At 63.2% G+C, this 25,166-nt stretch carries 16 protein-coding genes and 5 pseudogenes; 19 read left to right on the top strand and 2 right to left on the bottom strand.

Annotated features, from left to right (window positions below):
* The first annotated feature begins 122 nt into the window (after window positions 1–122).
* The 8 genes and pseudogenes from ACVWW3_RS20270 to ACVWW3_RS20235 all read left to right on the top strand — a co-directional run bounded on the left by ACVWW3_RS20270 (window position 123) and on the right by ACVWW3_RS20235 (window position 10,808).
* Window positions 123–2,513, top strand: coding sequence for a bifunctional diguanylate cyclase/phosphodiesterase (locus ACVWW3_RS20270; protein ID WP_456648884.1), 2,391 nt, complete (start codon window positions 123–125; stop codon window positions 2,511–2,513).
* A 268-nt stretch (window positions 2,514–2,781) separates the two neighbouring features.
* Entirely contained in the window at window positions 2,782–4,074 is a 1,293-nt protein-coding gene (locus ACVWW3_RS20265; RefSeq protein WP_456649785.1) for an MFS transporter, read from the top strand.
* Between the two features lie 11 nt (window positions 4,075–4,085).
* A pseudogene (locus tag ACVWW3_RS20260) lies at window positions 4,086–4,539 on the top strand (EAL domain-containing protein); the annotation flags it as partial.
* Window positions 4,540–4,698: 159 nt separating this feature from the next.
* Window positions 4,699–4,923 carry a hypothetical protein gene (locus ACVWW3_RS20255; protein ID WP_247347624.1) on the top strand — a complete coding sequence of 75 codons (225 nt, stop codon included), beginning with the start codon at window positions 4,699–4,701 and terminating at the stop codon, window positions 4,921–4,923.
* Between the two features lie 658 nt (window positions 4,924–5,581).
* Window positions 5,582–6,547 (top strand): class I mannose-6-phosphate isomerase, encoded by a 966-nt coding sequence (locus tag ACVWW3_RS20250; protein WP_456648885.1) that lies wholly within the window; start codon window positions 5,582–5,584, stop codon window positions 6,545–6,547.
* The gene (locus tag ACVWW3_RS20245; protein ID WP_456649786.1) at window positions 6,535–8,811 is read left to right on the top strand and encodes a glycosyltransferase family 4 protein; all 2,277 of its coding nucleotides are present in this window, start codon (window positions 6,535–6,537) and stop codon (window positions 8,809–8,811) included. The genes ACVWW3_RS20250 and ACVWW3_RS20245 overlap by 13 nt, the downstream gene beginning before the upstream one ends.
* A 43-nt stretch (window positions 8,812–8,854) precedes the next feature.
* The gene (locus tag ACVWW3_RS20240; RefSeq protein WP_456648886.1) at window positions 8,855–10,171 is read left to right on the top strand and encodes a glycoside hydrolase family 130 protein; all 1,317 of its coding nucleotides are present in this window, start codon (window positions 8,855–8,857) and stop codon (window positions 10,169–10,171) included.
* Window positions 10,172–10,314: 143 nt separating this feature from the next.
* Window positions 10,315–10,808: pseudogene (locus tag ACVWW3_RS20235) on the top strand (HD-GYP domain-containing protein).
* A 154-nt stretch (window positions 10,809–10,962) separates the two neighbouring features.
* On the opposite strand, the pseudogene ACVWW3_RS20230 reads toward ACVWW3_RS20235, so the two are convergent.
* Window positions 10,963–11,575 (bottom strand): annotated as a pseudogene (locus tag ACVWW3_RS20230) (TetR/AcrR family transcriptional regulator).
* Window positions 11,576–11,704: 129 nt separating this feature from the next.
* Between ACVWW3_RS20230 and ACVWW3_RS20225 the strand changes: the two are divergent.
* From ACVWW3_RS20225 to ACVWW3_RS20205, 5 genes and pseudogenes are all read left to right on the top strand, one after another.
* Window positions 11,705–12,935, top strand: a pseudogene (locus tag ACVWW3_RS20225) (cytochrome P450).
* A 139-nt stretch (window positions 12,936–13,074) separates the two neighbouring features.
* A pseudogene (locus ACVWW3_RS20220) lies at window positions 13,075–16,705 on the top strand (AsmA family protein).
* Between the two features lie 343 nt (window positions 16,706–17,048).
* Window positions 17,049–18,167, top strand: a complete 1,119-nt coding sequence (locus ACVWW3_RS20215; RefSeq protein WP_456648890.1) for a DUF2336 domain-containing protein — start codon at window positions 17,049–17,051, stop codon at window positions 18,165–18,167.
* 19 nt (window positions 18,168–18,186) lie between these two features.
* Window positions 18,187–18,414, top strand: a complete 228-nt coding sequence (locus ACVWW3_RS20210; RefSeq protein WP_456648891.1) for a hypothetical protein — start codon at window positions 18,187–18,189, stop codon at window positions 18,412–18,414.
* Between the two features lie 198 nt (window positions 18,415–18,612).
* Window positions 18,613–19,098, top strand: coding sequence for a YkgB family protein (locus ACVWW3_RS20205; protein ID WP_456648892.1), 486 nt, complete (start codon window positions 18,613–18,615; stop codon window positions 19,096–19,098).
* A gap of 27 nt (window positions 19,099–19,125) precedes the next feature.
* Here the strand turns inward: ACVWW3_RS20205 and ACVWW3_RS20200 are convergent, their stop codons facing one another.
* Window positions 19,126–20,088, bottom strand: a complete 963-nt coding sequence (locus ACVWW3_RS20200) for a cupin domain-containing protein (protein WP_456648893.1) — start codon at window positions 20,086–20,088, stop codon at window positions 19,126–19,128.
* Window positions 20,089–20,399: 311 nt separating this feature from the next.
* Between ACVWW3_RS20200 and ACVWW3_RS20195 the strand changes: the two genes are divergently transcribed.
* The 6 genes from ACVWW3_RS20195 to ACVWW3_RS20170 all read left to right on the top strand — a co-directional run bounded on the left by ACVWW3_RS20195 (window position 20,400) and on the right by ACVWW3_RS20170 (window position 25,081).
* A complete protein-coding gene (locus ACVWW3_RS20195; RefSeq protein ID WP_456672091.1) occupies window positions 20,400–21,539 on the top strand; it encodes a molybdopterin-dependent oxidoreductase in 1,140 nt (379 codons plus the stop codon).
* Complete coding sequence (locus ACVWW3_RS20190; RefSeq protein WP_456672090.1) at window positions 21,523–21,672, top strand: hypothetical protein; 150 nt, start codon at window positions 21,523–21,525, stop codon at window positions 21,670–21,672. The genes ACVWW3_RS20195 and ACVWW3_RS20190 overlap by 17 nt, the downstream gene beginning before the upstream one ends.
* Complete coding sequence (locus tag ACVWW3_RS20185; protein WP_456672089.1) at window positions 21,659–22,207, top strand: c-type cytochrome; 549 nt, start codon at window positions 21,659–21,661, stop codon at window positions 22,205–22,207. The genes ACVWW3_RS20190 and ACVWW3_RS20185 overlap by 14 nt, the downstream gene beginning before the upstream one ends.
* A gap of 10 nt (window positions 22,208–22,217) precedes the next feature.
* Complete coding sequence (locus tag ACVWW3_RS20180; RefSeq protein WP_456648895.1) at window positions 22,218–22,688, top strand: DUF302 domain-containing protein; 471 nt, start codon at window positions 22,218–22,220, stop codon at window positions 22,686–22,688.
* A 30-nt stretch (window positions 22,689–22,718) separates the two neighbouring features.
* Entirely contained in the window at window positions 22,719–23,042 is a 324-nt protein-coding gene (locus ACVWW3_RS20175; RefSeq protein ID WP_354051004.1) for a hypothetical protein, read from the top strand.
* A 377-nt stretch (window positions 23,043–23,419) separates the two neighbouring features.
* Window positions 23,420–25,081, top strand: a complete 1,662-nt coding sequence (locus tag ACVWW3_RS20170) for a hypothetical protein (protein WP_456648896.1) — start codon at window positions 23,420–23,422, stop codon at window positions 25,079–25,081.
* Window positions 25,082–25,166 lie beyond the last annotated feature (85 nt).

Genomic DNA, 25,166 nt, shown 5'->3' with positions numbered 1-25,166 from the left:
AACTGCGGTCCTGTTCCGATAGTGGCTTCGGCGGCTCAACCAGAGGTTTGGTTGACCCGGAAGAGGGGACGGCGGTTTCTCGAATGGACGGTCGCGATCAGAACGATCAGGATCGGGGACGTATGACCGGATGGTGGCGTGCCGCGCCGCTGCTCGGGCTGTATCGTCCTGCGCTCGTCGCGGTCGGAATCGGTCTTCTGTTCTCGATTGCGGGTGCGGCCGCAGTGGCGCGATGGGAAGACCGCGTCAACAAGATCGAGTTCGAGAACGCGGCCGAAACCGAAGCGATCGTCATGCAGAACGGCATGGGCGAGTACATCTCCAGGCTCGTCGCGCTGCGCACGCTGTTCGAATCGACCAACCGGGAGATCACCCGCAGCGAATTCGAGACCTTCAGCGCCCGCCTGTTCGAACGCCATCCCGGCATGCTGCGCATCGCCTGGGTGCCGCGCGTGAACCACAAGGAGCGTACCGAATACGAGGCTGCGGCGATCGCGGACGGCGTGTCCGGCTATCGCATCAAGTCGCTCCAGGGCGATGCGTTCGCGACCGCGCCGCAGAGCGACGAATATCTTCCGGTGTTCTACTCGACCCAGCCGAAGACATCTTCGGTCTACGGCATGGACTACGCGACCGTTCCGGAGCGCCGCGCGGTTCTCGAGCGCGCGCGCGACGCCGATCGGGTCGCGGCCATTCGCACCCGCCTCTACGAGCCGAAGGAGGGCGGCCGGCTGCCCGACGTCCTCGTCGCCATTCCCGTCTACGCCAAGGCAACGTCGCGCGACACGGTCGTGGACCGGCGCCGCAATCTCGCCGGCTTCGTCGTCGGCGTGTTCGACCTGCCGCTGCTGATCCAGTCCATTCGCGTGACCACCGGCGCAAGCCCCGCGGTCAGCGTGAACGTCTATCCGCCGTTCACGGGGCAGATCGTCAGCCTGGAGGAAATGCTGCCGGATTATTCGTCGGCTGCCACGGCGCCGCAGTCGATGCGAGATGTCGCGCGGGCCCTGCACTGGTCGGGCAATCTCAAGATCGGCGACACCGATTGGCAAGTGCGCGCGATACCGGCTGCCGGCGGCTCGCTGGAGACGACGTACGATCGCGCGGGCGCGGTGTTGATCGTCGGCATGCTGCTGACGCTGTCGCTTTCGATCTATCTCAGGCTCGCAAGCCGCAATTCGCAGCGGCTGTCGCTGGCGAACCGGCGTGTGCTCGAACTCGCCCAGACCGACATCCTGACCGGACTGCCGAACCGCGCCTTCTTCCTCGCCCGGCTCGACGAGCTCAACGGCCGCTTGAAGGACGGCGGTCCGACCTTCTCGATCCTGATGCTCGACCTCGACCGCTTCAAGAACGTCAACGACTCGCTCGGTCACGGTGCCGGCGATGCACTGCTGCGTCAGGTCGCACAGCGGCTGAAATCCGCGGTGCGCACCGGCGACGTGCTGGCCCGGCTCGGCGGCGACGAATTCGCCATCATCCAGGAGGCCTGCGAGGATCAGCGCGTCTGCTCGACCGAACTGGCCGGGCGAATCGCAAAGCTCGTGGCCGAGCCGTTCCTGCTTCCCGGACACCGCGTCGAGATCGGCACCAGCATCGGCATTGCGATCGCGCCCGATCATGGCAGCGACCAGGAGCAGCTCCTGAAGAAGGCCGACCTTGCGCTTTACCGCTCGAAATCGGCGGGTCGCAACTGCTTCACCATCTATGACAAGGCGATGTCGGCTGAGCTCGAGGCCCGCAACACGCTGGAAGGCGATTTGCGCGACGCCATCGCACAGTGCCAGCTCGAGGTGCACTACCAGCCGTTCGTCGACGCCCTCAGCGGCGCGCGGCGCGGTTTCGAGGCGCTGGTGCGCTGGCGGCATCCGAGCCGCGGATTGATTCCGCCGGACCAGTTCATTCCGCTCGCGGAGGAAACCGGACTGATCGTGCCGCTCGGCGAATTCGTGTTGCGGCGCGCCTGCGCGGACGCGGCCGGCTGGCCCTCCCACCTCGCACTCGCCGTCAACCTGTCGCCGATCCAGTTCAAGGAGGCCGAGCTGTTCGAGATGATCAGCGCGGCGCTCGCGGATTCCGGGCTGCCGCCGCAGCGGCTGGAGATCGAGATCACGGAATCCGTACTGCTTGAACGCGGGGTCGAGAACCACGCCTTCATGGAGCGGTTGAAGAGTATCGGCATCGAGCTCGCGCTCGACGATTTCGGCACCGGCTATTCGTCGCTCAGCTATCTGACCGCGTTCCCGTTCGACAAGATCAAGATCGACAAATCGTTCATCCGCAACCTCACGCATCTGCCGCGCAGCTCCGCCATCATCTCCTCGATCGTGACGCTGGCGCGCGGGCTGGACATGTCGGTCACCGCCGAGGGCGTCGAGACCCGCGAGGAGTACGAGCGGCTGAAGGCGCTCGGAGTCAATTTCGCGCAAGGCTATCTGTTTGGCCGCCCGCAGCCGATCGAGCGGATTCTGTTCGACGTGCCCGTCGAACCGTCCCAGCTCAACGCCGCCTGAGCGCGCGCCTTGTCCTTCGAGACGACCGCTTCGCGGTCTCCTCAGGATGAGGCTAAGCGGCATCGGCGCCTGTTGAACTGCTGCCGTACACTCCGTCCTCATCCTGAGGAGCCCGCCCCAAGCGGGCGTCTCGAAGGATGGCCGCAGGGTAGTTGTTCGCCGAGTTGCCCTTCAAATGCGATCGCCTTGCTCAGCGGGCATGCGCGAAAAGCGCTTGACCCGGTCATTCCCGGATGGTCCGAAGGACCGTCAAGGGATGAAACACACAATGCGGCTTCCGTTCTTCTACGGCTGGGTCGTGGTCGCGGTGACCTTCGTCACCATGGCCATCGGCGTCAACGCGCGCACAGCCTTTTCGTTGTTCTTTCCTCCCATCATCTCCGAATTTGGCTGGGAGCGCGGCGTCACCGCAGGCGCCTTCTCCTTCGGCTTCGTGGTGTCGGGCATGGTCAGCCCGCTGATCGGCCGGCTGATGGACCGCGCCGGCCCGCGTGCGGTGATGGAGCTCGGCGTGGTTCTGATGGGCGGCGGGCTGCTGCTTGCGCCGCTCACGAGCCAGCCCTGGCATCTCTACGTGACCATCGGCGTCATGGTCGGGGCCGGCTCGGTGTGTCTCGGCTATTCCGGACAATCGCTGTTCCTGCCGAACTGGTTCATCCGCAAGCGCGGCTTCGCGATCGGTATCGCCTTCGCCGGCGTCGGCATCGGCTCGGTGACGCTGCTGCCATGGGTGCAGCACATGATCGAGCAGACCGGCTGGCGCACCGCCTGTACCGCGATGGGTCTGATGATCCTGATCGTGCTGGCACCGATCAATCTGTTCCTGCACAGGCGCCCCGAGGATATCGGCCTCCGGCCGGACGGCGATGCCGCCCCGGCCGCGGGTACCGCAAAGCCCGTCTCCAACATCGTCGATCCCGTCTGGGTTGGTACCGAGTGGACGCTTCGGCGCGCCGTCGCTACTGCGCGGTTCTGGTGGATCGCGCTCGGCTATTTCTGCGGCCTTTACATCTGGTATGCGGTGCAGGTGCACCAGACCAAATTCCTGCTCGACATCGGCTTGAGCGCGAATGTCGCGGTGTGGGCACTCGGCATCGTCAGCCTGCTTGGCATTCCCGGCCAGATCCTGCTCGGCCATGTCTCCGACCGGATCGGGCGGGAATGGGTGTGGGCGATCAGCTGCGCGGGCTTTGCGATCTCTTTCGCGGCGCTGATGGCACTGAAATTCCAGCCGTCTTTATGGCTGGTCTATCTCATGGTGTTCACGCAAGGCGCGCTCGGCTACGGCCTCACCTCGATCATGGGCGCAGTGGTGTTCGAGATTTTTCAGGGCAAGCACCAGGGCAGCATCTTCGGTACGATCATGCTGGCGGCATTGGCCGGCGGCGCGGCGGGACCCTGGGTCACCGGCTTGCTCTATGATCGGGCCGGCGACTACACGCTTGCCTTCGGCATCGCCATCATCGTGAGCGGATTGTCGGCGCTCTCGATCTGGCAGGCCGCGCCGCGCAAGGTACGCGCGGTGGCCGGCAAGCTTCAGGCGGTAACCGGCGCTGAATAGGCTCCGCACGTGGCGCGTTCATGCAGGACAGGCGTCGCCGCGCTCGAGACGATGAACGCGATCCGGGAGCTCGGCGTCGGGCTTTCGGTGGACGATTTCGGCACCGGCTATTCCAGCCTCAGCCAGCTCGCGCATCTGCCGATCCGCGAGCTGAAGATCGACCGCAGTTTTATGCGCGACATCGAGCGCGACGCGGGCGCCCTCGCAATCGCCACCGCCGTGGTGCGCGTCGGCCAGGGCCTCGGCATGACCGTCGTCGCCGAAGGCGTCGAGACCGAGGCGCAGCGCAAGGTGCTGGCCGAACTCGGCTGCGACGTCGTGCCAGGCTTCCTCTACGCACCCGCGCTCGCGCCAGTAGCCTTCGAGCGCTGGCTGATCGAGCACTGCGCTGAGCAGGCGAGGGCGATGCTGGGCAGGCTTGATGTCAAGCCGGTTGACGCGGCTGCGGTGAAGCGGTCGGCGTAGGGCGTGTACTCTCGGCGCCAATTATCCCGAAGGCTTACATCCCGAAGGCTTGCATCCCGAAGGCGTGCCATGTCCGCGGACACGGGCAGCTCGCCCAGAAACGCGTTACTTCGATCGTACCTGGTTTGATTTTGGACGGCATTGACGTGGCAATGCATAGTGAACGGTCAGCAAGCTTGCGTTCCTGTCATCGAAAATCAAATGATCGGTCAAGGCCATTTCGGCGCGCATGGCATTGCAGCAGAAGATCATCAATCGATTCAAAAGGGGCAGCTTGCTCACGGACCGGTAAAGCTCGCCACATTCGATAGTCAGGTTCTGCCGGCCTTGCGCGCTCGCCAATTCGAGCCGGGATCGAATCTCTTGCCGGAAATGATCCGTTGAAACCATGCAGCATCCGATAGCCGAAAACCCTTCCGAAAAGGGGGATCAGCCGGCCAGGATTGGAATCGAGCAATTGCCCCCGTCAACTCAGACGTCAGGTCGCGTGACCATAGAGCAATGCCAACACAAAGATACAGCTAATAAAGCCGATCTGATCGATGCTCTCGTCTCGCTATTGGGCGACGACGTTCCTATATGCTTGAGATCACCGCCCGCCCCAGGTAGTTATCGGTGACTGAGAGCATTGCGCTCCCGCCTCAACCACGAAGGCGGTCGGATGTCTGATACCCCTAAATATAAATCTCCTGAAGTGGCTGGTACCTCCGGTGCAGTTGCCCGGTTTCCTTGTTTTGCCGGCCGCTGTGTCGGCCTCATGCATCGGGAATCCATTTTTGATTGATCTGCGGCAGCGATCTCGCGCGCAGATCGGTCAGGAGGTTACTTGGCAAATACAGCAGCTGTCCGAGACTCTAACGGGCTTCCAGCCACATTCACTGGATCGAAGACCGGGCAGGACGACGCCCCGTTTGTCTTCGTCAAGGTCGGCGATGAAGAACGCCGCATGCGAAGGGCTGAATGGGATGCGCTCCCGCCCTGGACCGGCCCGCGCCCGGCACGCACGGTCACCGACTGATGCCACAGCCTTTGGGAGGCCCGCTTGACGATCGAACATGCTATCGTGCGAGCCAGGCCGAAGCCCTGGGGCAGCCTCGATCTGCGTCCCTGGAGCCAGACGTCGACCGGCGACGGCCCGATCGGGGAATTGTGGTTTGAGCGCCCGGGTCTTGCTGCGCCGAAGACGGCGTTGCTGCTCAAAATGCTCTTCACCACCGAGCCGCTATCGATTCAAGTTCATCCGGATGATGCGTTCGCGCACTCGATCGGGCTTGCCAACGGCAAGACCGAAGCCTGGTACATCGTCTCCGCGGTCCCCGGTGCGCAGGTCGCGGTGGGACTGGACTATCCGCGCTCTGCCGCTGAGTTGCGAACCGCGGTCACTGACGGCTCGATCGCCGACATCGTCCATTGGCAGCCGGTTCATCCAGGCGACGTCATTTTCATTCCTGCTGGAACCATTCATGCGATCGGCGCTGGCATCGTGCTCGTTGAAATCCAGCAGCACAGCGACGCCACGTTCCGGCTGTTTGACTATGGACGAGGGCGCCAACTGCACATCGACAATGCCGTCGCGGTGGCCACGGCAGGCCCTCGCAAAATCCCATTGCCTTCCGAACGTCTGAGCGGCGCGCGAACCGTCCTCACGGTCAATTCTTATTTTGCGCTGGAGCAAACTGACCTTGCTCCGCGCTCCGTTTGGATGCTCGACGCACCGAAAGAGACTTGGCTGCTGGCGATCGAAGGTCACGCCCAACTCGGCCCGACGAGGCTCGCGCCGGGGGACGCGTTTTTCCTGGAAGCCGACCAGGCGGAAATCGAGGTAGGTGCGAACGGGTTGAAAGCGCTACTGGCCTATCGCGGCCCGAAGGCAAACCCTGCCGCGTTAATAGAGCGCAGCGCCGCGAGCGCCAGTCGCGTACCGCACGCTTTTCCCAGCGCCCTGGTCCCGACCCCCTTCGAGACCGCCGCGCTCAAACAATCGGAGACGCCAAATTGGCTACCGTAAATCGTATCGCATTCATCGGGAATTCGCTTCCCCGCCGCTGCGGCATTGCGACCTTCACCACCGACTTGCAGAGCGCCATTGCGGCGTCCCGGGGCGATCTGGAAACCGTCATCGTCGCGATGACCGATCACGGCCAAGTCTACGATTATCCTGCCACCGTGGGCCTGGAGATCAACGACGATCGGCAAGATGATTATGTCCGTGCGGCCGCTTATCTGAACAGCGGCGGCTTCGAGGCCGTTTCGTTGCAACATGAATTCGGCATTTTCGGCGGCGAAGCCGGAGGTCAGATCATGGCGCTCTTGTCGCGCCTGACCATACCGATCGTGACAACCCTGCATACGGTCTTGTCCGAGCCGACAAAGGCTCAGCGCGATGTCATCGCACGCATCGTCGAGTCCTCGTCCAAGGTCGTCGTGATGGCTGAAAAAGGTCGGGAATTGTTGCGCTCCGTCTATCATGTGGCTGACGAGAAGATCGAAATCATCCCGCACGGCATCCCGGAGTTCGCGTTTGTCGAACCCGACGCGGCCAAGGCTGCGCTCGGATTCAGCAACAAGTCGGTCATCCTGACGTTCGGATTGCTGTCGCCGAACAAGGGTATCGAAGTCATGATCGATGCGATGCCTTCTATTCTGAAGACCCGACCCGACGCCGTTTACGTCGTGCTCGGTGCGACGCATCCCAACCTCGTGCGAGATCGGGGCGAAGCCTATCGTGAGGCCCTGATGGCGCACGCGCGCCGGGCTGGAGTCGAGGATCACGTGGTGTTCCTCGATCAGTTCGTCGACAAGAAAACGCTGCTCGATTTCATCTCGATGTCCGACGTCTACGTAACGCCGTACCTCAGTGAAGCCCAGATGACGTCGGGCACGCTTGCCTATAGTTTTGGCCTCGGTAAAGCCGTGGTTTCAACTCCGTATTGGCATGCCCGCGAACTATTAGCCGATGGCCGCGGCATCCTGGTTCCGTTTGGCGATGCGGCAGCGCTTGGCATCGAAATCGCCAAGCTGCTCACCAACGACGTGCTTCGGCAGGCGATGCGCAAGCGGGCCTATTCGAGCAGCCGCGCGATGACGTGGGAAAGAACCGCCGAACGCTATATGTCGGTATTCGAGAACGCGGGCCGCCGGCATCGGCTCAAGACCATTGCGCGCACGGATACTGGTACGCTGCTGCGCGACAGCCGCGCCCCGCCGGAAATGCAGCTCGGCCATTTCCTGTCGATGTGCGACGACACCGGACTGTTTCAGCATGCCGTTCATAGCGTGCCGGATCGTGCGCACGGCTATTGCGTCGACGACAACGCCCGGGCGCTGCTCGTGGCCTGTGCGCTCAACAATCCGGGCGAAGAGCGGCTGCCGGAAGCCCTGACGGCGCGATTTGCCGCCTTCGTCCAGCACGCCTGGAATCCGGATACACGGCGGTTTCGCAATTTCATGGGCTTCAACCGCTGCTGGTTGGAGGACAGGGGGTCGGAGGATAGCCACGGACGCACGCTCTGGGCCTTGGGCGTCTGCGCGCTTACCGATGCCAGCCCGTCGCGGCGCTCATGGGCCGCAGCGCTGTTTTCCGAAGCGATGGTGACAGTGGAAAGTTTTCGTTCGCCCCGTGCGTGGGCGTTCGTATTGCTGGGCCTCGATGCTTACTGCTCGGCTGTTCCGGACGATTTCCAGGCGACCCGCCTGCGTGCCGTGCTTGCCGATCGGTTGATTTTGATCTTCGATACCGTGGCAACCGGCGATTGGGTCTGGTTCGAGGACGGGTTGGCCTACGATAACGCCCGCTTGTCCCAGGCGCTGATCATTACCGGCTTGGCCAGCAAGACATCGCGCTATGTCAATATCGGGCTGGAGTCGCTGCGCTGGCTTGTGAAGCGGCAAACCTCAGCGAAGGGCCAATTCCGCCCGATCGGCACGGCGGGATTCGGTGATCGACGCCGACCGCCGCAAGCCTTCGACCAGCAGCCGCTGGAAGCCGCGGCGACCATCGCGGCGTGCCTCGCCGCGTGGCGGGCCGATCACGATGTCGAGTGGAAAGCCGAAGCCGCACGGGTATTCGCGTGGTTTCTGGGCAGTAACGATTTGTCGGCCTCGCTGGTCGATTTGGAAACCGGAAGCTGTCGGGATGGCCTGCACCCCGATCGCCCTAATGAGAATCGGGGCGGGGAATCCGTGGTGTCGTATCTGCTTGGCCTTTCCGAGATTCGGCAGATTGCCCGCCTCAGCGAAAGCCGGGCCAAGCCTGCTCCTCTGGTCGCTTGACGGCGCCGATTACGATTTACTCCTTCAACCAATCGAGGCCGTTTTGTCGCAATCTCCCTTCCTCAAACGCCAAGCCCTTCAGCTGCGGCCGGACCCGACCCGTGTCATCGTTCGGCCATTCAAGCCGGCGACAGAGCCGCGCGACCTCAATCCGACGGACAAGACCCGCGCCAACCATATCGTCGAACGGGTTCTCGCGCTCGATCCCGAGACGGCCGACCGGCAATTGGCCGACGTTCTGGAGAACTTCCTCGGCCGTCACCGCAACCTGTTGCAGATCTTCGAGGCGCGCGCCGCGGAAATGGAAGCGGCGCTGGCCGACCATGCTGTATTCACGCAGGTCCAGCGCCAACTCGCGGGCGCTTATTTTCTCAACGAATATTCGTTCGAGGCCTCGGCATTGTTCAATCCGAGTATCGTGCCACATCCCGATCAGTCCGGAACGCCGGACGGCAGCCTCCGCTTTATCCTAAGTCTTCGTGCCGTCGGCGAGGGTCATGTGTCTTCCCTGACATTTCGCTCGGGGCTTATTGCCGCAGACGGGGCCGTGACCATCGACCCGACGGGGCGTCTTGCGTCCAGCCCCGATCTCGTCAGGCTGACATCGGGCGCCGCCGGCGACGAGATTGACGTTACGTTCGCGGCTGGGGAGGATCTGAGCGAGCGGGTGATTTTTCCGGTCACCGAAGCGCAGTCGAACGGGATCGAGGATGCCCGCTTTGTGCAGTTCAGCAACGCCGGACAGAAGATCTATTACGCGACCTACACCGCCTATAGCGGACGCGCGATCCGGTCGGAGCTGATCGAGACGTCCGATTTTGTATCGTTCCGGCTATCGACCTTGAAGGGCAATGCCGCGCGCAACAAGGGCATGGCGTTATTCCCGCGCAAGATCGAGGGCAGATATGCGATGATCGCGCGCCAGGACAACGAAAACCTCTATTTGATCTTTTCCGACGATCTCCATACGTGGGATGGCGGCCAGCCGATTCTGAAGCCTCGATACCCCTGGGAATTCGTGCAGATCGGCAACTGCGGATCACCGATCGAACTCGACGGAGGGTGGCTGCTGCTGACGCACGGCGTCGGCCCTTTGCGAAAATATTCGATCGGGGCCGCGTTGCTGGACAAAAAGGACCCGTCGAAGGTGCTCGGCCGCCTGCGCGAGCCCCTGTTGCGCCCAGACCCTTCCGAACGCGAAGGATATGTTCCAAACGTTGTCTATACCTGCGGCGCGATGCGCCATCGCGACAAGATCATCTTCCCCTATGCGGTCTCCGACAGCTTCTGCAATTTCGCGACAATCGAGATCGCATCCTTGATCGCGGCCATGGACACTAGCGCATTAGAACTGCGCTGACCCCCTCGATATCCATCCGGCCGGGCGGCCGGTGAGATTGAAAAGACGGTGAAGCGGTCGGCGGAGGGCGCGACCTTCGGCTGGATCGCTCGCAAACAATGGTCGGCTCCAAGAGTCCCTACACCCACGGGCACAGCGAGCGCGTGACGCTCTTTACCGATATGATCGCGGAGCAGCTGGAGTTCACTGCCGAGCGGCGACGCTGGCTCAAGCGTGCCGCGCTGCGGCACGACATCGGCAAGCTCGGCATCAGCAACGCCATCCTCGACAAGCCCGGCAAGCTGGACGAAGCCGAATGGGCGGTCATGCGCATGCATTCCGCGCATTCGGAAGCAATTCTGTCCGTATCGGCGCGTTTGGCGAACTCGCCCCGATCGCCGGCGCGCATCATGAGCGGCTGGACGGCAAAGGCTATCCCCATGGCCTCGCGGGAGACCAGATCTGCCTGGACACCCGAATCATCACGACCGGAGATATCTTCGACGTGCTCACCGCAGACCGGCCGTATCGCGCTGCGATGCCGGTCACGAAAGATCTTGCGATCATGGCGGAGATGATCGGCACCCAAATCCACCCGGACTGCTTTGCAGCTCTTCGTCGAGCGCTCGGACGCGTCGACGAGACGCTGGCGGCCTAACGAGCGTTCCGACGCTATCATTGGGCTTCCGCCGAGAAGCGGCAGTGGGATGCGATCGTGACCCGTGACCCGTGTCAGCCGCACGCTGAGCGGCGGTTGATCCGTTTACAAGGCCGATCGCACGTGAAAGCTCGACAGAATTCTGACGCTCGTCCTAATCCGACGACAACCCCGTCCTGCGCCGCAAATCCGTGATCGCGCGCAAAAAGCTGTCGGGCGGCGTTGTCTCCGGATCGATCAGGCGGTGCAGGCGAAAGCCGTCTTCCAGGGCCAGCACGACGGAGGCTATCCATGGCGGGTTCAGCTTGTCGCCCTTCGCGTTGCTCTTCAACGTGGCCTCGACGATGTCGGCGACCAGCTTGCGCCGCGCGCGCAGGCGCTTGGCAAGTTCAGGCCGGCGCTTCTCGGCGCGCGCGACAAACAGTATCATCTCCATGTGTAGCAGCGGCGAACGGCCGAGCGGATCCTGCCTTGTGCGGTCCATCGTCTTCAGCGCCGCGATGAAATCGTCGAGATTGTCGTGCTGCGCAAGGATGTCCATGTTGCGCCGGATCGACTGCTCGACATGATCCTCGAGCATGGCGATGATCAGCTCGTGCCTTGCTCTTGAAGTTGGAATAGAACGCGCCGCGGGTGAAGCCGGCCGCTGCCGCGATCGCCTCGATGCTGGCGCCGCCGATGCCGTCTTCCTCGAACATTCGCGCGGCCGCTTCGAACAGCTTGTCGCGCGTGTCGTCCCTGGTCGGCCTGGTTCTCACCCTTGACATCGGAGCAGTTTAGGGCAGAATGCAACTCGATACAACAATGTATCGAGTTTATAATTCGGGGATGGTTACGCTGCGCAAGAGGGGTTGCCCGGCGTATTCGATTCATGCGGCAACCGATATGAGGTCACCATGAACGAGCACGTGCAAGGCGCCGGCGGTCCGCTGTTCAATCCGCTGTCACCGGACTTCATCCGCGATCCCTATCCGCATTATGACCGGCTCCGCGCGATCTTTCCGATCCACGTGACGCCGTTCGGCCAGTTCGTCGCCAGCCGCCACGCCGATGTCAGCCTCGTGATGCGCGACAAGCGCTTCGGCAAGGATTTCGTCGAGCGTTCCAAGCGCCGCTATAGTGAGAAGATCATGGAGGAGCCGGTCTTCCGCAGCATGAGCCACTGGATGCTGCAGGCTGATCCGCCCGACCACACCCGCCTGCGCGGTCTCGTCGTGAAGGCCTTCACCGCCCGCCGCGTCGAGGACATGCGGCCGCGCATCCAGGAGATCGTCGACCAGACCATCGACGCCGTGATCGACCGCGGCCACATGGACCTGATCGAAGACTTCGCCTTCCGCCTGCCTGTCACCATCATCTGCGACATGCTCGGCATCCCCGAGGATCATCGCGAGACTTTCTATAGCAGCTCGCGCGACGGCGGACGGCTGCTCGATCCCGTGCCGCTCTCGCCGGAGGAGATCGCGAAAGGCAACGCCGGCAACATGATGGCGCAGATGTATTTCCAGCAGCTGTTCGAGCTGCGCCGCCGCAATCCCGGCGACGATCTCATCACGCAGCTGGTGCAGGCCGAGGAAGACGGCAACAAGCTCACCAACGAGGAACTGACCGCCAACATCATCCTGTTGTTCGGCGCCGGCCACGAGACCACGGTCAATCTGATCGGCAACGGCCTGCTTGCGCTGCACCGCAATCCGGACCAGCTCGCGCTTTTGAAGGCGCGGCCGGAGCTGATGGTGGGCGCGATCGAGGAATTCTTGCGCTACGATTCCTCGGTGCAGATGACCGGGCGGGTTGCGCTGGAGGATATCGATGATCTCGGCGACGCGAAGATCCCCAAGGGCGAGACCGTGCTCTGCCTGCTGGGCTCGGCCAACCGCGACCCGGCGGTCTATCCTGATCACCCCGACCGGCTCGACGTCACCCGCCAGAATGTGAGGCCGCTGTCGTTCGGCGGCGGCATCCATTTCTGTCTGGGAGCCCAATTGGCGCGCCTCGAGGCCGAGATCGCCATCGCCACGCTGTTGCGTCGGCTGCCGGATCTGCGCATTGACGACGTCGACAATCCGGAATGGCGGCCCACCTTCGTGCTGCGCGGGCCTGAAGCGGCTGCCCGCGAGCTGGTGATAGCTGCCGGCGTTAACCTCCGCGCGCAACAGTCGCTGTGACTTCGCCACACTTCCCCCTATATAAGGGGCTGTTCCGGTACGTCTGAGGCCCTAAGGCTCAGGCAAGGCCCGCATCTGGTTTGGCCGAGGGGAGACCCGTGCAGACGACGCTGCTCGGATTGGCGATTGCCTTTATTCTAGCGCTGCTGGCCGCTCTGATCGGGCCTTACTTCGTCGACTGGAACCAGTTCAGGCCCCAGTTCGAGGCGGAGGCTGGCAGGATCATCGGCGTTCCGGTGCGGGTGGCGGGCGAACTCGACGCGCGGCTCTTGCCGGCGCCGACGCTGCGGCTGCGCGCGGTCACCTTTGGCGGCAACAACGATCTCGGCCGCCTGCGCGCCGACAAGCTCGACGTCGAGTTCAGCCTGAGCTCCCTGATGCGCGGCGAATGGCGCGCCACCGAGCTTACGGTCAACGGTATGGCGGTCGATCTCGGCCTCGACGCGCGCGGGCGGGTCGATTTGCCATCGGTCGCGAGCGGCAGCTTCAATCTGGCCTCGCTGGCGATCGAGCGGCTGAACCTCACCGGCCGCATCGCCCTGCATGATGCCGCCAGCCGTTCGACGCTGGAGCTGAGCGACATCACCTTCTCCGGCGACGTGCGCTCGCTGGCCGGCTCGGTCCGCGGCGACGGCAGTTTCACCGCCACCGGGGTGCGCTATCCGTTCCGCGTCTCCTCCGGCCCGAGCGCCGACGGCAACGCCACCCGCCTTCACCTCAACATCGATCCCGGCGAGCGCGCCATCCTGGCCGATCTCGAAGGCGTGCTCGCCTTCGACAATCGCCTTCCGAAATTCGACGGTGCGCTGACGCTCGCCGTACCCGCGGCGAAGAAGCCGGGCGAAGCGGGGCCGATGCCCTGGAAGCTCACGACAAAACTCAAGGCCGATCCGGCCGGCGCCAAGTTCGAGCAGGTCGATGCCAGCTTCGGGCCCCGAAGACACCGCGTTGAAGCTCGGCGGCGTCGGCGATATCAAGTTCGGCGCTTCGCCGCTGCTGCGTGCGGTGCTGTCGGCGCGCCAGGTCGATGCCGACAAGCTCACGGCGAAGGACGCTAACGAGCCGCAGCGCATCCTCCCGGCGCTCCGCGCAGGGCTAGCCGCAATCCCGCAGGCGCCGATCCCGACGCAGATCGAGTTCAACTCCGACCAGATCATGCTCGGCGGCCGTCCGCTCCAGAACATCACGGCCGAGCTTCAGACCGACGGAAGGTCCTGGACCTTCCAGCGGCTTGAGCTGCGCGCGCCGGGCATGACGCAGCTCTCGCTCAACGGCGCGACGCCCGGCGCCGACAGCTTCAGCGGCCGTCTCAGCGTCGATTCCTCCGATCCCGATACGCTGGTGGCCTGGCTCCAAGGCCGCAGCGAGGTCAACCGCCGCAGCACGCGGCCGCTGCGTCTTGCCGGAGACGTGACCATCGCCGCCAACCATTTCGCCATCGACAGGCTGAAGGCCGAGATCGAGGGCGGCGCGGTCGAAGGCCGTATCGCCTTCGTTCAGACCGGCGCGAGCAAGGGCTCGCGGATCGATGCCGACCTCAAGGCCGACCGTCTCGATCTCGACGCTGTCGCGAGTTTTGTCCGCGCGCTCGCGGGGCCGCAAGGAGAATGGCCGGAGGAAGCGAAGCTTTCGCTCGATATCGGCCGCGCGATCTCTGCGGGCCAGGAGTTGCGGCCGTTTGCGGCGAAGCTCGGCTACGGTCCGGCGGCGCTGTCGTTGGAGCAGTTGCGGTTCGGCCAGGCCAGCGGTGTGACCACGGAAGCGAGCGGCAGCTTCGACCGCGCCAAGGCCACGGGCAAGTTCGCGCTGAAATCCTCCGGCAATTCGCTGCGCGAGCTCACGGAGCTGCTCGAGCCGTTTGCGCCTTCGGTGCGCGCGCGCTTCGACGCCATTCCGTCATTGCCCGGCGCCACGCGCCTCAAGCTCGACCTCAGCCTCGACAAGAACGCCGAGCATGCCGATCGCAACGACGCGCGCGTCGTACTCGACCTCGACGCGCCGCAGCTCAAGGCCACCGCGACGCTGGCCGCGCAAATGCCCGTAGCGGCCGTCAACGGCATCGATATCGACCGCTTGCGCAACAGCGACTTCACGCTGGACACGAAAGTCTCGACACCGCAGGCTGGTGCATTGCTGGGCTTGCTCGGGCTCGACCGCGTGGTGGCCGCAGGCGAGGGCGCTTCCCGGTTCGAAGGCCGCTTGAGCGGCGCGTGGCGCCATCAGCTGCAATTGAACGCAAAGCTCAGCGGCGGCGGGCTGGACGCGGACGCACAAGGCAGCGTCGAATTGTCGGAGCCGAAAGGCAGCGTGAATTTGCGCGTGCGCAATGCCAATCTGGCCCCGCTGTTCGGGACCAGCCCGGCCGATAAATCGGTCCAGACCGTCAACCTGTCCTCGCGCGTCGGCTTCTCCGGCAGCCGGCTGACCTTCGACGATCTCGACAGCAGCGCGGTCGGCTCGCATCTGCGCGGTCATCTGGCGGTGACGCTCGATCAGGAGAAGAGCGTCGATGGCGAAGTCGGGCTGGACACGCTCGACCTCGTGCCCGCGCTCGCGATGGCCATCGGCGCGGCCGGCCACGATGGCGGCGATCCCTTGAGTGCGGGGCTCCTCGGTGGCTGGCGCGGCCGCATCGCTTTTCAGGCCTTGCGCGGCACATTGCCCGGCGGCATCGAGCTGCGCCCCTTTGGCGGTACGATCCGAAGCGACGGTCAGTCGCTCGCGCTCGATGCGCTCAAGGGCGGCGTCGGCGGCGGCGAGATATCGGCGAACCTGGATGCGCGCAATGGCGCCAATGGTCTGACGTTGAACGCGCGTATCGAGCTCGGCAATGTCGATGCGGCGGTGCTGCGCTATCGCGACCTCGCGCTGCCGAAGGGACGCGCCTCGGCGCAGATGGCGCTGACCAGCCAGGGCCGCAGTGTCGCGGCCTTGACCGGCGCGCTCGCCGGCAATGGCACGGTGACGCTCGAGTCCGCCGAGATCGCCGGCCTCAATCCCCGCGCCTTCGAGATTGCCATCCGGGCCAGCGATGGCGGGCAGGTTGCCGACGACAATCGATTGCGGCAGCTGGTCGAGCCCGCGCTGTCGGCAGGCCCGATCGCAGTGGCCTCGGCGCAGTTCCCGTTCACGATCCGCGACGGACGCCTGCGCATCGGTGCCACGTCGTTAGAGGCGAAGAACGCGCGTGCCATTGTCTCCGGCGGCTACGACATCCCCGCCGACCAGGCCGACATCCGCGCCAGCCTGACGCCGATCATGACCGGGCTGTCCGGCGCGCCGCCGGAGATCCAGCTGTTCGCGGCAGGTCCGCCGGACAGGCTCAGCCGCACCGTCGATCTCGGGCCGCTGTCGTCATGGCTGGCGGTGCGCATGATCGACCGCGAAACGCGGCGCCTGGACGCGATCGAGCGCGGCGAGCCGCCGCCGGCAACCGCCGCGCTGCCGACACTGGTCTCGCCAGACCCGGCGCCGGAGCCGTCGCTGCTGGACGTACCGATGCCCGGCCGCGATCCGCGCCGTGCACCGTCGCCGAAGCCCAAGGTCGATATCAGGGTCACGCCGACGCCGAAGGCGCCGCAGGCAGCTCCCGCAGCGCCGAGCCCGCCGCTTGCAAGCCAGCAGATCGCACCGTTGCCCCCGCCGATCGACGTGCGGCCGGCCCCGGGCCCGCCGCCCGCAAAGCCCAGGCCAAAGCCGCCGCTGGTTCTGACGCCGTCGAATCCGTAACGAGCGAAGTTGGTCTGGCGAGATCGAGGCGCGGGCGCCCTTAACCTCTCCCGCTTGCGGGGGAGGTCGCGCCGAAGGCGCGGGTGGGGGCTCTCTCCACTGTGAGACTCTCTTTGTTGAGACACCCTCACCCCAACCCTCTCCCGCAAGCGGGAGAGGGTGCGCACTTTCGCTGATGCCCCGAGGTTAGCCTATTCCCTCGCATTTTAATGAATTTTGCTCGGCAAAACTGCTCTGCCGATTTTACCGGATTTGCGCGTTTGTTCCCTAGTCTGGCTCCCAGAGGAATTCGGCGTCGCGCCAGCACAGGCGGGACGGTTCGCCAAGAACTGGGGATATCGAGATGAACGGGGCGACAACACTTCTGCAGGATCTGGACGACGCGATCGCGCGCGGCTCCGACGAAAGCCGGACGAAGGCGTTGTGGCATGCGACCGACATTCTGATCACCGGCCGCTACAGCGACGACGAGATCAGCACGTTCGGCGAGGTGATCGGCCGGCTCGCCGACGAGATCGAGGTCGCCGCGCGCGTGCAGCTCTCGGAGTTGATGTCGGCGTGCGATCACGCCCCGCTCAACGTCATCGAGAAGCTCGCCCTCGACGACGAGATCGCCGTCGCCGGTCCCGTGCTGCGCGACTCCACGCGCATCGACGAGAAGATGCTGGTCGAGAGCGCCATGACCAAAGGCCAGTCGCACCTGCTCGCGATCGCTCAGCGCAAATCGATCGGCGAGGCCGTCACCGACGTGCTGGTCAAGCGCGGCGACCAGGCGGTCGTGACGTCGGTTGCCAGGAACGAGGGCGCGCGCTTCTCCGGTTCGGGCCTGCTCCACATGGTCCGCCGCGCCGAGGGCGACTCGATTCTTGCCGAGCAGCTTGGCCTGCGCAAGGACGTGCCGCGCCACATCTTCCAGCAGCTCATCTCGAAGGCATCGGAAGACGTCCGCCACCGGCTCGAGACCGAGCGGCCCGAGATGATGGCGCAGATCCAGAGCTCGGTGACAGGGGTCACCGGCGACCTGCAGTCGAAGTTCGGTCCGTCCTCGCGCAGCTATTTCGTCGCCAAGCGCGTGGTGACGACGCAGTACCGGCAGGGCAACCTCAACCAGGACTCGATCTCGAACTACGCGCGCCAGCACCGGTTCGACGAGGTGCAGATCGGCCTGTCACTGTTGTCGTCGCTGCCGGTCGACGTGATCGAGCGTGCGATGATGGACCGCAATCGCGAGATGATCCTGGTGCTGTGCAAGGCGCTCGACTTCTCCTGGGACACGACCATGTCGCTGCTGTTCCTCGGCGCCAAGGATCATCTGATCACGGCGCGTGAGCTTCACGACAGCGAGCGCGATTTCGGCAAGCTCAAGATCGAGACATCACGCAGCGTTTTGAAGTGCTATCAGTCGCGCAAGAACAGCGCCGGCACCGAAGCGGGCCGTCAGCCCGAGCTCCAGGTGCACTGAGCGAGAGGGAGTATCTGCAATGTTACCTCAATTCGGCACCGCCGTTCGCAAGACGAACCTCAACGCCGATGCCGGCGGAGCATCGGACCAGGCCTCGGTCGACGCCGCCTGGCTCGTGCTGGAAGCCGCCAACGATCTGGGCGACCACGCCGCGATCGAAGCCTGCCGCCGCGTCATCGACGCCGAGCTGAACGGTACGGTCGCGGGCAGCGCGGATGTCGATCTGGTGCTGGGGTATTTCAGGTAAGACGCCGCAGATGCCCAATGGCACATCAATGCGCCGACGGCGGCGTTAGCCGTAGGCCGCGCGGACACGCGCATCGCACGCATCTGTGATCTCCGGAACCTGCCGACATGGGTAACGACGGAAGCTGCCCTTCGTACAGCCTTCAGCGAACGTATTCTCGCAGAGCTGATGGATGTGCAACCGGGGAGACATGGTCGGATGAAGAAATTCAATGTCGCTGAGAATGGAGGCGGTTCCTATCGTCCCCTCGCCATTCTCCGCTGGGTCATGGTGATCATATTCGTTTCGTTTGGAATGCAGAAATTCACGCCGCAATCCGCGCAGGGCATCGCTCAGTTCATCAGCAACAGCCCGATCATCTCCTGGCTGTCGGTGTTCGGCTTGAGGGGAGAGGCATATTTCCTCGGTGTCGCCGAATTCGTGATCGCGGGGCTGCTCGCGGCAGGCAGCTTCAGCCCGGTCCTGTCCGCCCTCGGCTCGTTCATGGGCATGGTGACCTTCGCGATCACGTGGTCGTTCTTCTTCACGACGCCTGATGTCGTCAAATGGAGCCTTTCGTTCGATCCGATGGCGTGGAATCTGACCGGCGAGTTTCTGTTCAAGGACATCGTCCTGCTGTGCGTCTGCGCGGTGTTGTTTCTCGCCTCTCTGCCGCAATCGGTTGTCCGTCTGCGCACCGGCTGAAGCGTCAGGCGGCCTCTCTCCGGTCGATCACGACGTCTTCGCCGTGACGGATCGCGCTTCGCCCGGCTGCGCCATTCTCAGAGCGCCGGGCCGCATGCCGTATCTGCGCATGATGGCTTTGCTCAGCGCGCCTTCGGATGCATAGCCGACCTCGCCCGCGATTTTCGCAATCGGATCAGAGGTGCCGGCCAACCGTTGGCGCGCGATCGTCAATCTCAAATCGGCGAGGAACGTCATTGGAGCAATGCCTGCGCGCTTCCGAAAGGCGCGCACCAAACTCGCGCGCGAGGAGATCGCGACCGCCGCCATCTCGTCGAGCGTCCAGTCCCGGGCGAGATCGTTGAGGATCGCCGACACGACACGAGCCGTTATGCGGTCCCGCAAGAGCGACACCGTACTCTTCCCGGAAGCATCGTCGGCGAGATGGTCGCGGAGGATCATGACGAACAGCGCCCTTGCGAGGTCGGCCGCGACCACCTCCGAGCCAACCCTTCCTGCATCCAGCTCGTCACGAATGTCGATGAACAGGTGCCGAAACCTTTCCAGATGCGGCTCGCCCGCCGTGCGGACAATGATTTCGTCGGGAAGAGCTGCGATCAAGGGGTTCCGGTCCGACGTTTCGAACAGGAACCGGCCACACAGGAGTTCGGTATCGGCGTCAGCGTCGACCGTCGCTCGCTGGCGGACGCCGTTTTTGACCTCGGTCGATATCTGTCCGACAGCGCCTGCGATCTGGCTTCGGACCGCGTGACTGTCGCCATGCGGCAGGAGGAGGATGTCACCCGCTTCGAGCCGCTGCGAGCCCAGGCCAGGCCTCTCGACCGTGCAGGAGCCGCGCGTGACCATGTGGAATTGCGCCCATCCCTTGCCGTTCGGCGCGTGTAACGACTCCCAGATGCCGCCAAATCTGCAGGAATCCTCGAACACAGGGCGGATTCTGAATAGCGGCACCACCGCTTTCAACAAGTCCGCTGCGTCCGCCTCCGACATCCGTCACCCCTTGATCCGCCCGGACATGACTCCGAGCCGCCCGGCCATTCCACGGAGCGGCAAAGCGCATCTAACCTACGCGCGTCAAGTCATTCGCGGGAAATAACATGGCTTTGCTCGATCGGAATAATGATCGCCACCAGGTCCTCGCCGGGTCGGCAAGATAGGAAAGCTGGCAATCTTGGAGCGAATGAGCTGGTGCTCATGGCTTCTAACACAACCTAACGAGCAATCTTCGCGGCGTTCGGCAAATATCACGACATGAGAGCGGCCGGGATTTCCAAAAAGCACGCATATCAAGGGGAGATCGCATGACGTCCAGGACGCCAATCGACTTGTTGCCGCGCGCCGCGAACGTTTCGCGTCGCGGCTTCGTGACAGGCCTGTCGGCCGGTATCGTGGGTGCGGTTGCGACCGAGGCCGCTGGCGCCGAAACCTTGGCCGATGTGCCCGATCGCGGGCCCGGCGCCGATCTGAGCGCTCACAGCGAGCGGTCCCGGTTCGCCAAGATCGATCGCATCCCCGAATCCACGCCGGGCAAGCGCAACATCGACCCGGGCGATGCCATCAACTCCAAGACGCCACATCAGAAGCTGGTCGGAAACATCACACCAACCGATTTGCATTACGAACGCAGCCATTCCGGCGTCCCCGATATCGATCCTGCGCAGCACCGGCTTCTCATCCACGGCATGATTCGGAAGCCGCTGGTTTTCAGCGTCGACGATCTCAAGCGGATGCCGTCGGTCACGCGGATCGTTTTTATCGAATGCACTGGCAACGGATGGGAAAACTGGAAAAAGGCCGATCCCGATGTGACGGTGCAGAACACGCATGGCCTCGTCAGCACCAATGAATGGACCGGCGTGCCGCTCAAATTCCTGATCGATCTCGTAGCCAAGGACAAGAGCTCGAACTGGATGCTCGCGGAGGGCGGCGACGGCGCGGGCGTCGACCGCAGCATTCCGCTCACCGAAGAGATCGTGAACGAGGCCTTCGTCGCCTACGGGCAGAACGGGGAGCCGTTGCGGCCCGCGCATGGCTTTCCGATGCGGCTGGTGATGCCCGGCTTCGAGGGCAATCTCAACATCAAATGGCTGCGCCGGCTCAAGTTCGGCAACGAACCGTGGATGACGCGTTGGGAGACGGCGCGTTACACACAGCTGCTTGCGAACGGTAAGGCGCGGCAGTTTCAGCTGAGGATGGAGACCAACTCCGTCATCACGCACCCCTCGGGGATGATGCAGATCCAGCCGGGTTACAATCGCATATCGGGTCTTGCCTGGAGCGGCCATGGCAAGATCGCCAAGGTCGAAATTCTCGACCGATGGGGCGAAGACGTGGATGCCCGCGCAATTGAGCCAGCCGGTGTTGTCCAAGGCCCAGGTCCGGTTCCAGATGGATTGGGCGTGGGACGGCAAACCGACCAAGATCGTGAGCCGTTCGACTGACGACCAGGGCAATGTTCAACCGGACCGGCAGTCCTTCATCGCCGCGATGGGGACTAACGCGCTGTTTCATTACAACGCCCAGCAGACCTGGAGCATCGACGAGGCCGGGAGGGTCCGCAATGTCCTCGCATAGCAAGCTGTTTCTCGCAGTCGCGCTCACCCTGGGCCTGCTCGCGGCACCCGCGCTGGGGTTCGATTTCGGCCGTCCAGCGATGCCGGAGGAGATCAAGCTGTGGGACATTGATGTCGGACCTGACGGCAAGGGGCTTCCGGACGGCAGCGGCGCGGTGGCGCCAGGCAAGCAGATATTCGCCGACAATTGTGCGGCCTGTCATGGCGACAATGGCCAGGGCGGCATCAAGGATCGCCTCGCTGGCGGACAGGGCACGCTCACCTCCAACATGCCGGTCAAGACGGTCGGCAGCTTCTGGCCCTATGCGACGACCTTGTTCGACTACATCCATCGCGCCATGCCGTATCCGACGCCCGGCTCGCTCAGCACGGACGAAACCTACGCCGTCACCGCTTACATGCTGAGCCTCAACGGCATCATTCCAGCGGACAGCAAGGTCGACAAGGAAAGCCTGCCGAAGATCAAGATGCCCAATCGCGACGGCTTCATTCCGGAACCGGAGTTCGACCCGGCGAAACTATTCCGCAAGAAGTAAGCGAGCGGTCATGAAGCTTTCGGCACTGATCGGGATCATCGCTCTGGTCGCAGCGTCATGTTTATCGGAGACACAAGCAATGGCCGCAGACGGACTCATCACCATCAAGAGCAGTTTTGGACCGGAGGACACCATGAAGCGGCTCGAGACAGAGGTGAAAGCCAAAGGCCTCGCGGTGTTTGCCCATGTCGATCACGCCGCGGGCGCTGCCGCTGTCGGGCTGACATTGCGCCCGACCGATCTGCTGATCTTCGGCAACGCCAAGGGCGGCACGCCGTTGATGCAGCAGGCGCAGACCGCTGGCATCGACCTTCCGCTGAAGGCACTGGTCTGGCAGGACGAGCAAGGTGCGACCTGGCTGTCCTACAACGATCCGGCCTATCTCGCTGGGCGTCACGGCGCCGGCGAGCCGGCCAAGGCTGCGGTAGCCGCGATGACGGCGGCCCTGCATGCGATTGCGACCAAGGCCACTGTGCCGTAACATAATGCGGCCACGCTTGAGGAGAGCTCCATGAACAGCACCAATGAGCAACCGGCAACCGAGACGTCCAGCCCGCGAGAGGGCAAGCTCGCGAGATGGTTGGTCATCGCGGTGCTGTGCGCGTTGCTCGTCGCCGCGTGCGTTCTCGGCTATCTCGGCTGGACCAGCACCGATAACGGCGTGCCGGCGTCGGGCTATGTTGCGCTGGTGCTCGGCGTCGTGTTCTCGCTGGTCGTCGGCATCGGCCTGATGGCGCTGGTGTTTTACAGCAGCCGCAAAGGCTATGACGAACCCGCGGTGCTGATCCGCGAGCCGGAGAGCGATCCGGAGGATGGACACGGCGGCCCGCGCTAACGGGCCGAGCGCAGGACAAGGGATCGCGTGCCTGCAACATTGGAATAGCCGGCTGACAAACTGTACCAATCATCATTCGAATTGATCTCGAAGACGTTGGCTTCGCCATTCAGGCAGGCCGCTGTCATGCCGACGGAGATCAGCGCTCCGCCGAGGTGACGGCAATCCCGGCCGCACCGGATTTTCCGGCTCGCCTGGTTGAGATGTCGGGGTCTTGCGGACAAGGCATTGTGCCTCTCGCCCGAGAGAGTTGCACAAAAACTCCCAGAGGATGTGAATTAGTTCACACACACGCCGACGCGCCGGATTTACGGTTTGCTCAAATTCCGCGTAGAGCGGCCCGTTCGAACTATCTCGCTCAAGAGGGAGTTCTGGCAATGGCTAGCATCGTGTTGGGAATTGTCATTTCCATATTGGTATCGACACAAGCCTCCGCCGATCAGTTCGGCGACACCGCGTCCGAACTCCTTCCTTCGTTGGTGCGCTGGTCCATCACCTTGTTGGGTTTGGTCGTGGCGGCCCGATTGGCTTGGCAAGCCTTTGGCCGTGCCGTGACCATTGCCGAAGTACCGACTTTCCCGAGATACATGACGACCCGACAGCAGTATCGATTGGGCGGTTTCATCTTTGTCATATTCTCATGCTGCTTTTTCCTTCTTCTCATCCACGAGAACCGGGACGTCATTGCCTTGGCGCCATTGGTCCCTGCGATTCCGGACGCCGTCATACAGGCTGCGAAAGGTCAGTCTGCGCCCTACCTGACCGTGATCGCCGCAATGGGGGCCGTGTATTTGTTCCTCCTTACAAAGGAGGCTCAGTGGAACGTCCTGCTGATGGTCCGCGACGTGATCCAGAGTTGGATCAGCGTGCCTCAACTCGCGAAGCAGATCATGGCGCAAATCCGCTTTTCGCTGCGCGTGCCAGAGAATGCGGTCTCGGAAGTCGTTGCGAATTCGCCGGAGATCGTGGATCAGGACTTCCGCAAGGATCCCAATACCCCGGATCGAATGTGGGCGGAAATTTGCTACATGAAATGGTGGCTGACGCAGGGGCACGAAGCTGGCGATGACGCCACCTTCTTTACCGAGGACAGCTTTGGTTTCGACAAGCTCATGGCAGACTTTCAGCTGACGTCGCCGACAATGAGCCAGTGGAAGGCCGGCGTGCTAACGGGCCTCGCTGCGCCCCAGGCCACGCAATTGATCAAAGAGCTCTACAATCGATTTGCCCGTCTTGTTGCGTGCTACCTGATCTACCGCAACGGCTCTCGAATTGACCTGCGCAATGAGGCCAACAAATTCGGCATCGAAATTGATGCTCCTGTTCACGACGATCCCTTACGGTACTGGATTGTCTATATTATTGCACTGATCTGTTCCGTCTATCTGGGCGTGGCCATTTCGGCCGTCGTTTATGACGTGCTGCAAGGCAAGGGTATTGTTTTGGCGCAAGACCCTAATCGCTCGATGGCATGGGTCATGTATTCACTTTGCAATTATGGATTGGCGATCGTCGTCGTTCTTTTGCTTCGATTTGCGATTTCTTCGCTGGGAAGCCATTCAGATCCGTCGCACCTCACCACCTATTGCTGGAGTTTTCTGGTCGCGCTGGTCGTAGGGCCCGCCGGTCTGACGGTGGCCGTCCATTACTTTGGAGAGGGGAATCTGCGGGAAATGTCTGTTGTCAGTCTTTACTATGCGATGTTGCGGTGGGGGCTCGGGCCCGCGCTCGTGACCGTTTATATTTCGTACTATCTCGACAGGCAGAGCTGCTCCGATTTGCCGGACATCGATAATTCCCTACGAACGGTAGCGTGGCGACTGTTCAATTGCTTCGGCTTTGCGGCAACCAATGTGTTTTTGCTTCTTCCGCCCTTGCTGTCGCTGGTGGCACAGGAGGGTGCGATCTGGGAAACCAATAAGCTGCGCTTCATTGCGGCCGGTACGACGTTTTGTTTGGCATTCGGCCTCGCATTGGCGGCACAGTTTGCGCTTAAAAAGGAGCGGATCGGAACGGTGCTGGCTCATAAGCCAGCTTGATCCTGGACGGGTTCGGTCATAGCGGCGCGTTTCTCGCGTCTCTGCCTCAATCGGTTGTCCGACTGCGCACCGAGTGATCTCCAGG

This window comes from Bradyrhizobium sp. LM2.9 (assembly GCF_054056555.1).
Note: the sequence above shows the minus strand (reverse complement) of the source record. Positions and strands in the feature narration are given on the sequence as shown.

Bases quoted from the DNA above. Each gene is read 5' to 3' on its own strand.
- ACVWW3_RS20270 (WP_456648884.1), top strand. From the start codon at position 123: ATGACCGGATGGTGGCGTGCCGCGCCGCTGCTCGGGCTGTATCGTCCT.
- ACVWW3_RS20265 (WP_456649785.1), top strand. From the start codon at position 2,782: ATGCGGCTTCCGTTCTTCTACGGCTGGGTCGTGGTCGCGGTGACCTTC.
- ACVWW3_RS20215 (WP_456648890.1), top strand. From the start codon at position 17,049: ATGAACGGGGCGACAACACTTCTGCAGGATCTGGACGACGCGATCGCG.
- ACVWW3_RS20210 (WP_456648891.1), top strand. From the start codon at position 18,187: ATGTTACCTCAATTCGGCACCGCCGTTCGCAAGACGAACCTCAACGCC.
- ACVWW3_RS20205 (WP_456648892.1), top strand. From the start codon at position 18,613: ATGAAGAAATTCAATGTCGCTGAGAATGGAGGCGGTTCCTATCGTCCC.
- ACVWW3_RS20200 (WP_456648893.1), bottom strand. From the start codon at position 20,088: ATGTCGGAGGCGGACGCAGCGGACTTGTTGAAAGCGGTGGTGCCGCTA.
- ACVWW3_RS20195 (WP_456672091.1), top strand. From the start codon at position 20,400: ATGACGTCCAGGACGCCAATCGACTTGTTGCCGCGCGCCGCGAACGTT.
- ACVWW3_RS20185 (WP_456672089.1), top strand. From the start codon at position 21,659: ATGTCCTCGCATAGCAAGCTGTTTCTCGCAGTCGCGCTCACCCTGGGC.
- ACVWW3_RS20180 (WP_456648895.1), top strand. From the start codon at position 22,218: ATGAAGCTTTCGGCACTGATCGGGATCATCGCTCTGGTCGCAGCGTCA.
- ACVWW3_RS20175 (WP_354051004.1), top strand. From the start codon at position 22,719: ATGAACAGCACCAATGAGCAACCGGCAACCGAGACGTCCAGCCCGCGA.
- ACVWW3_RS20170 (WP_456648896.1), top strand. From the start codon at position 23,420: ATGGCTAGCATCGTGTTGGGAATTGTCATTTCCATATTGGTATCGACA.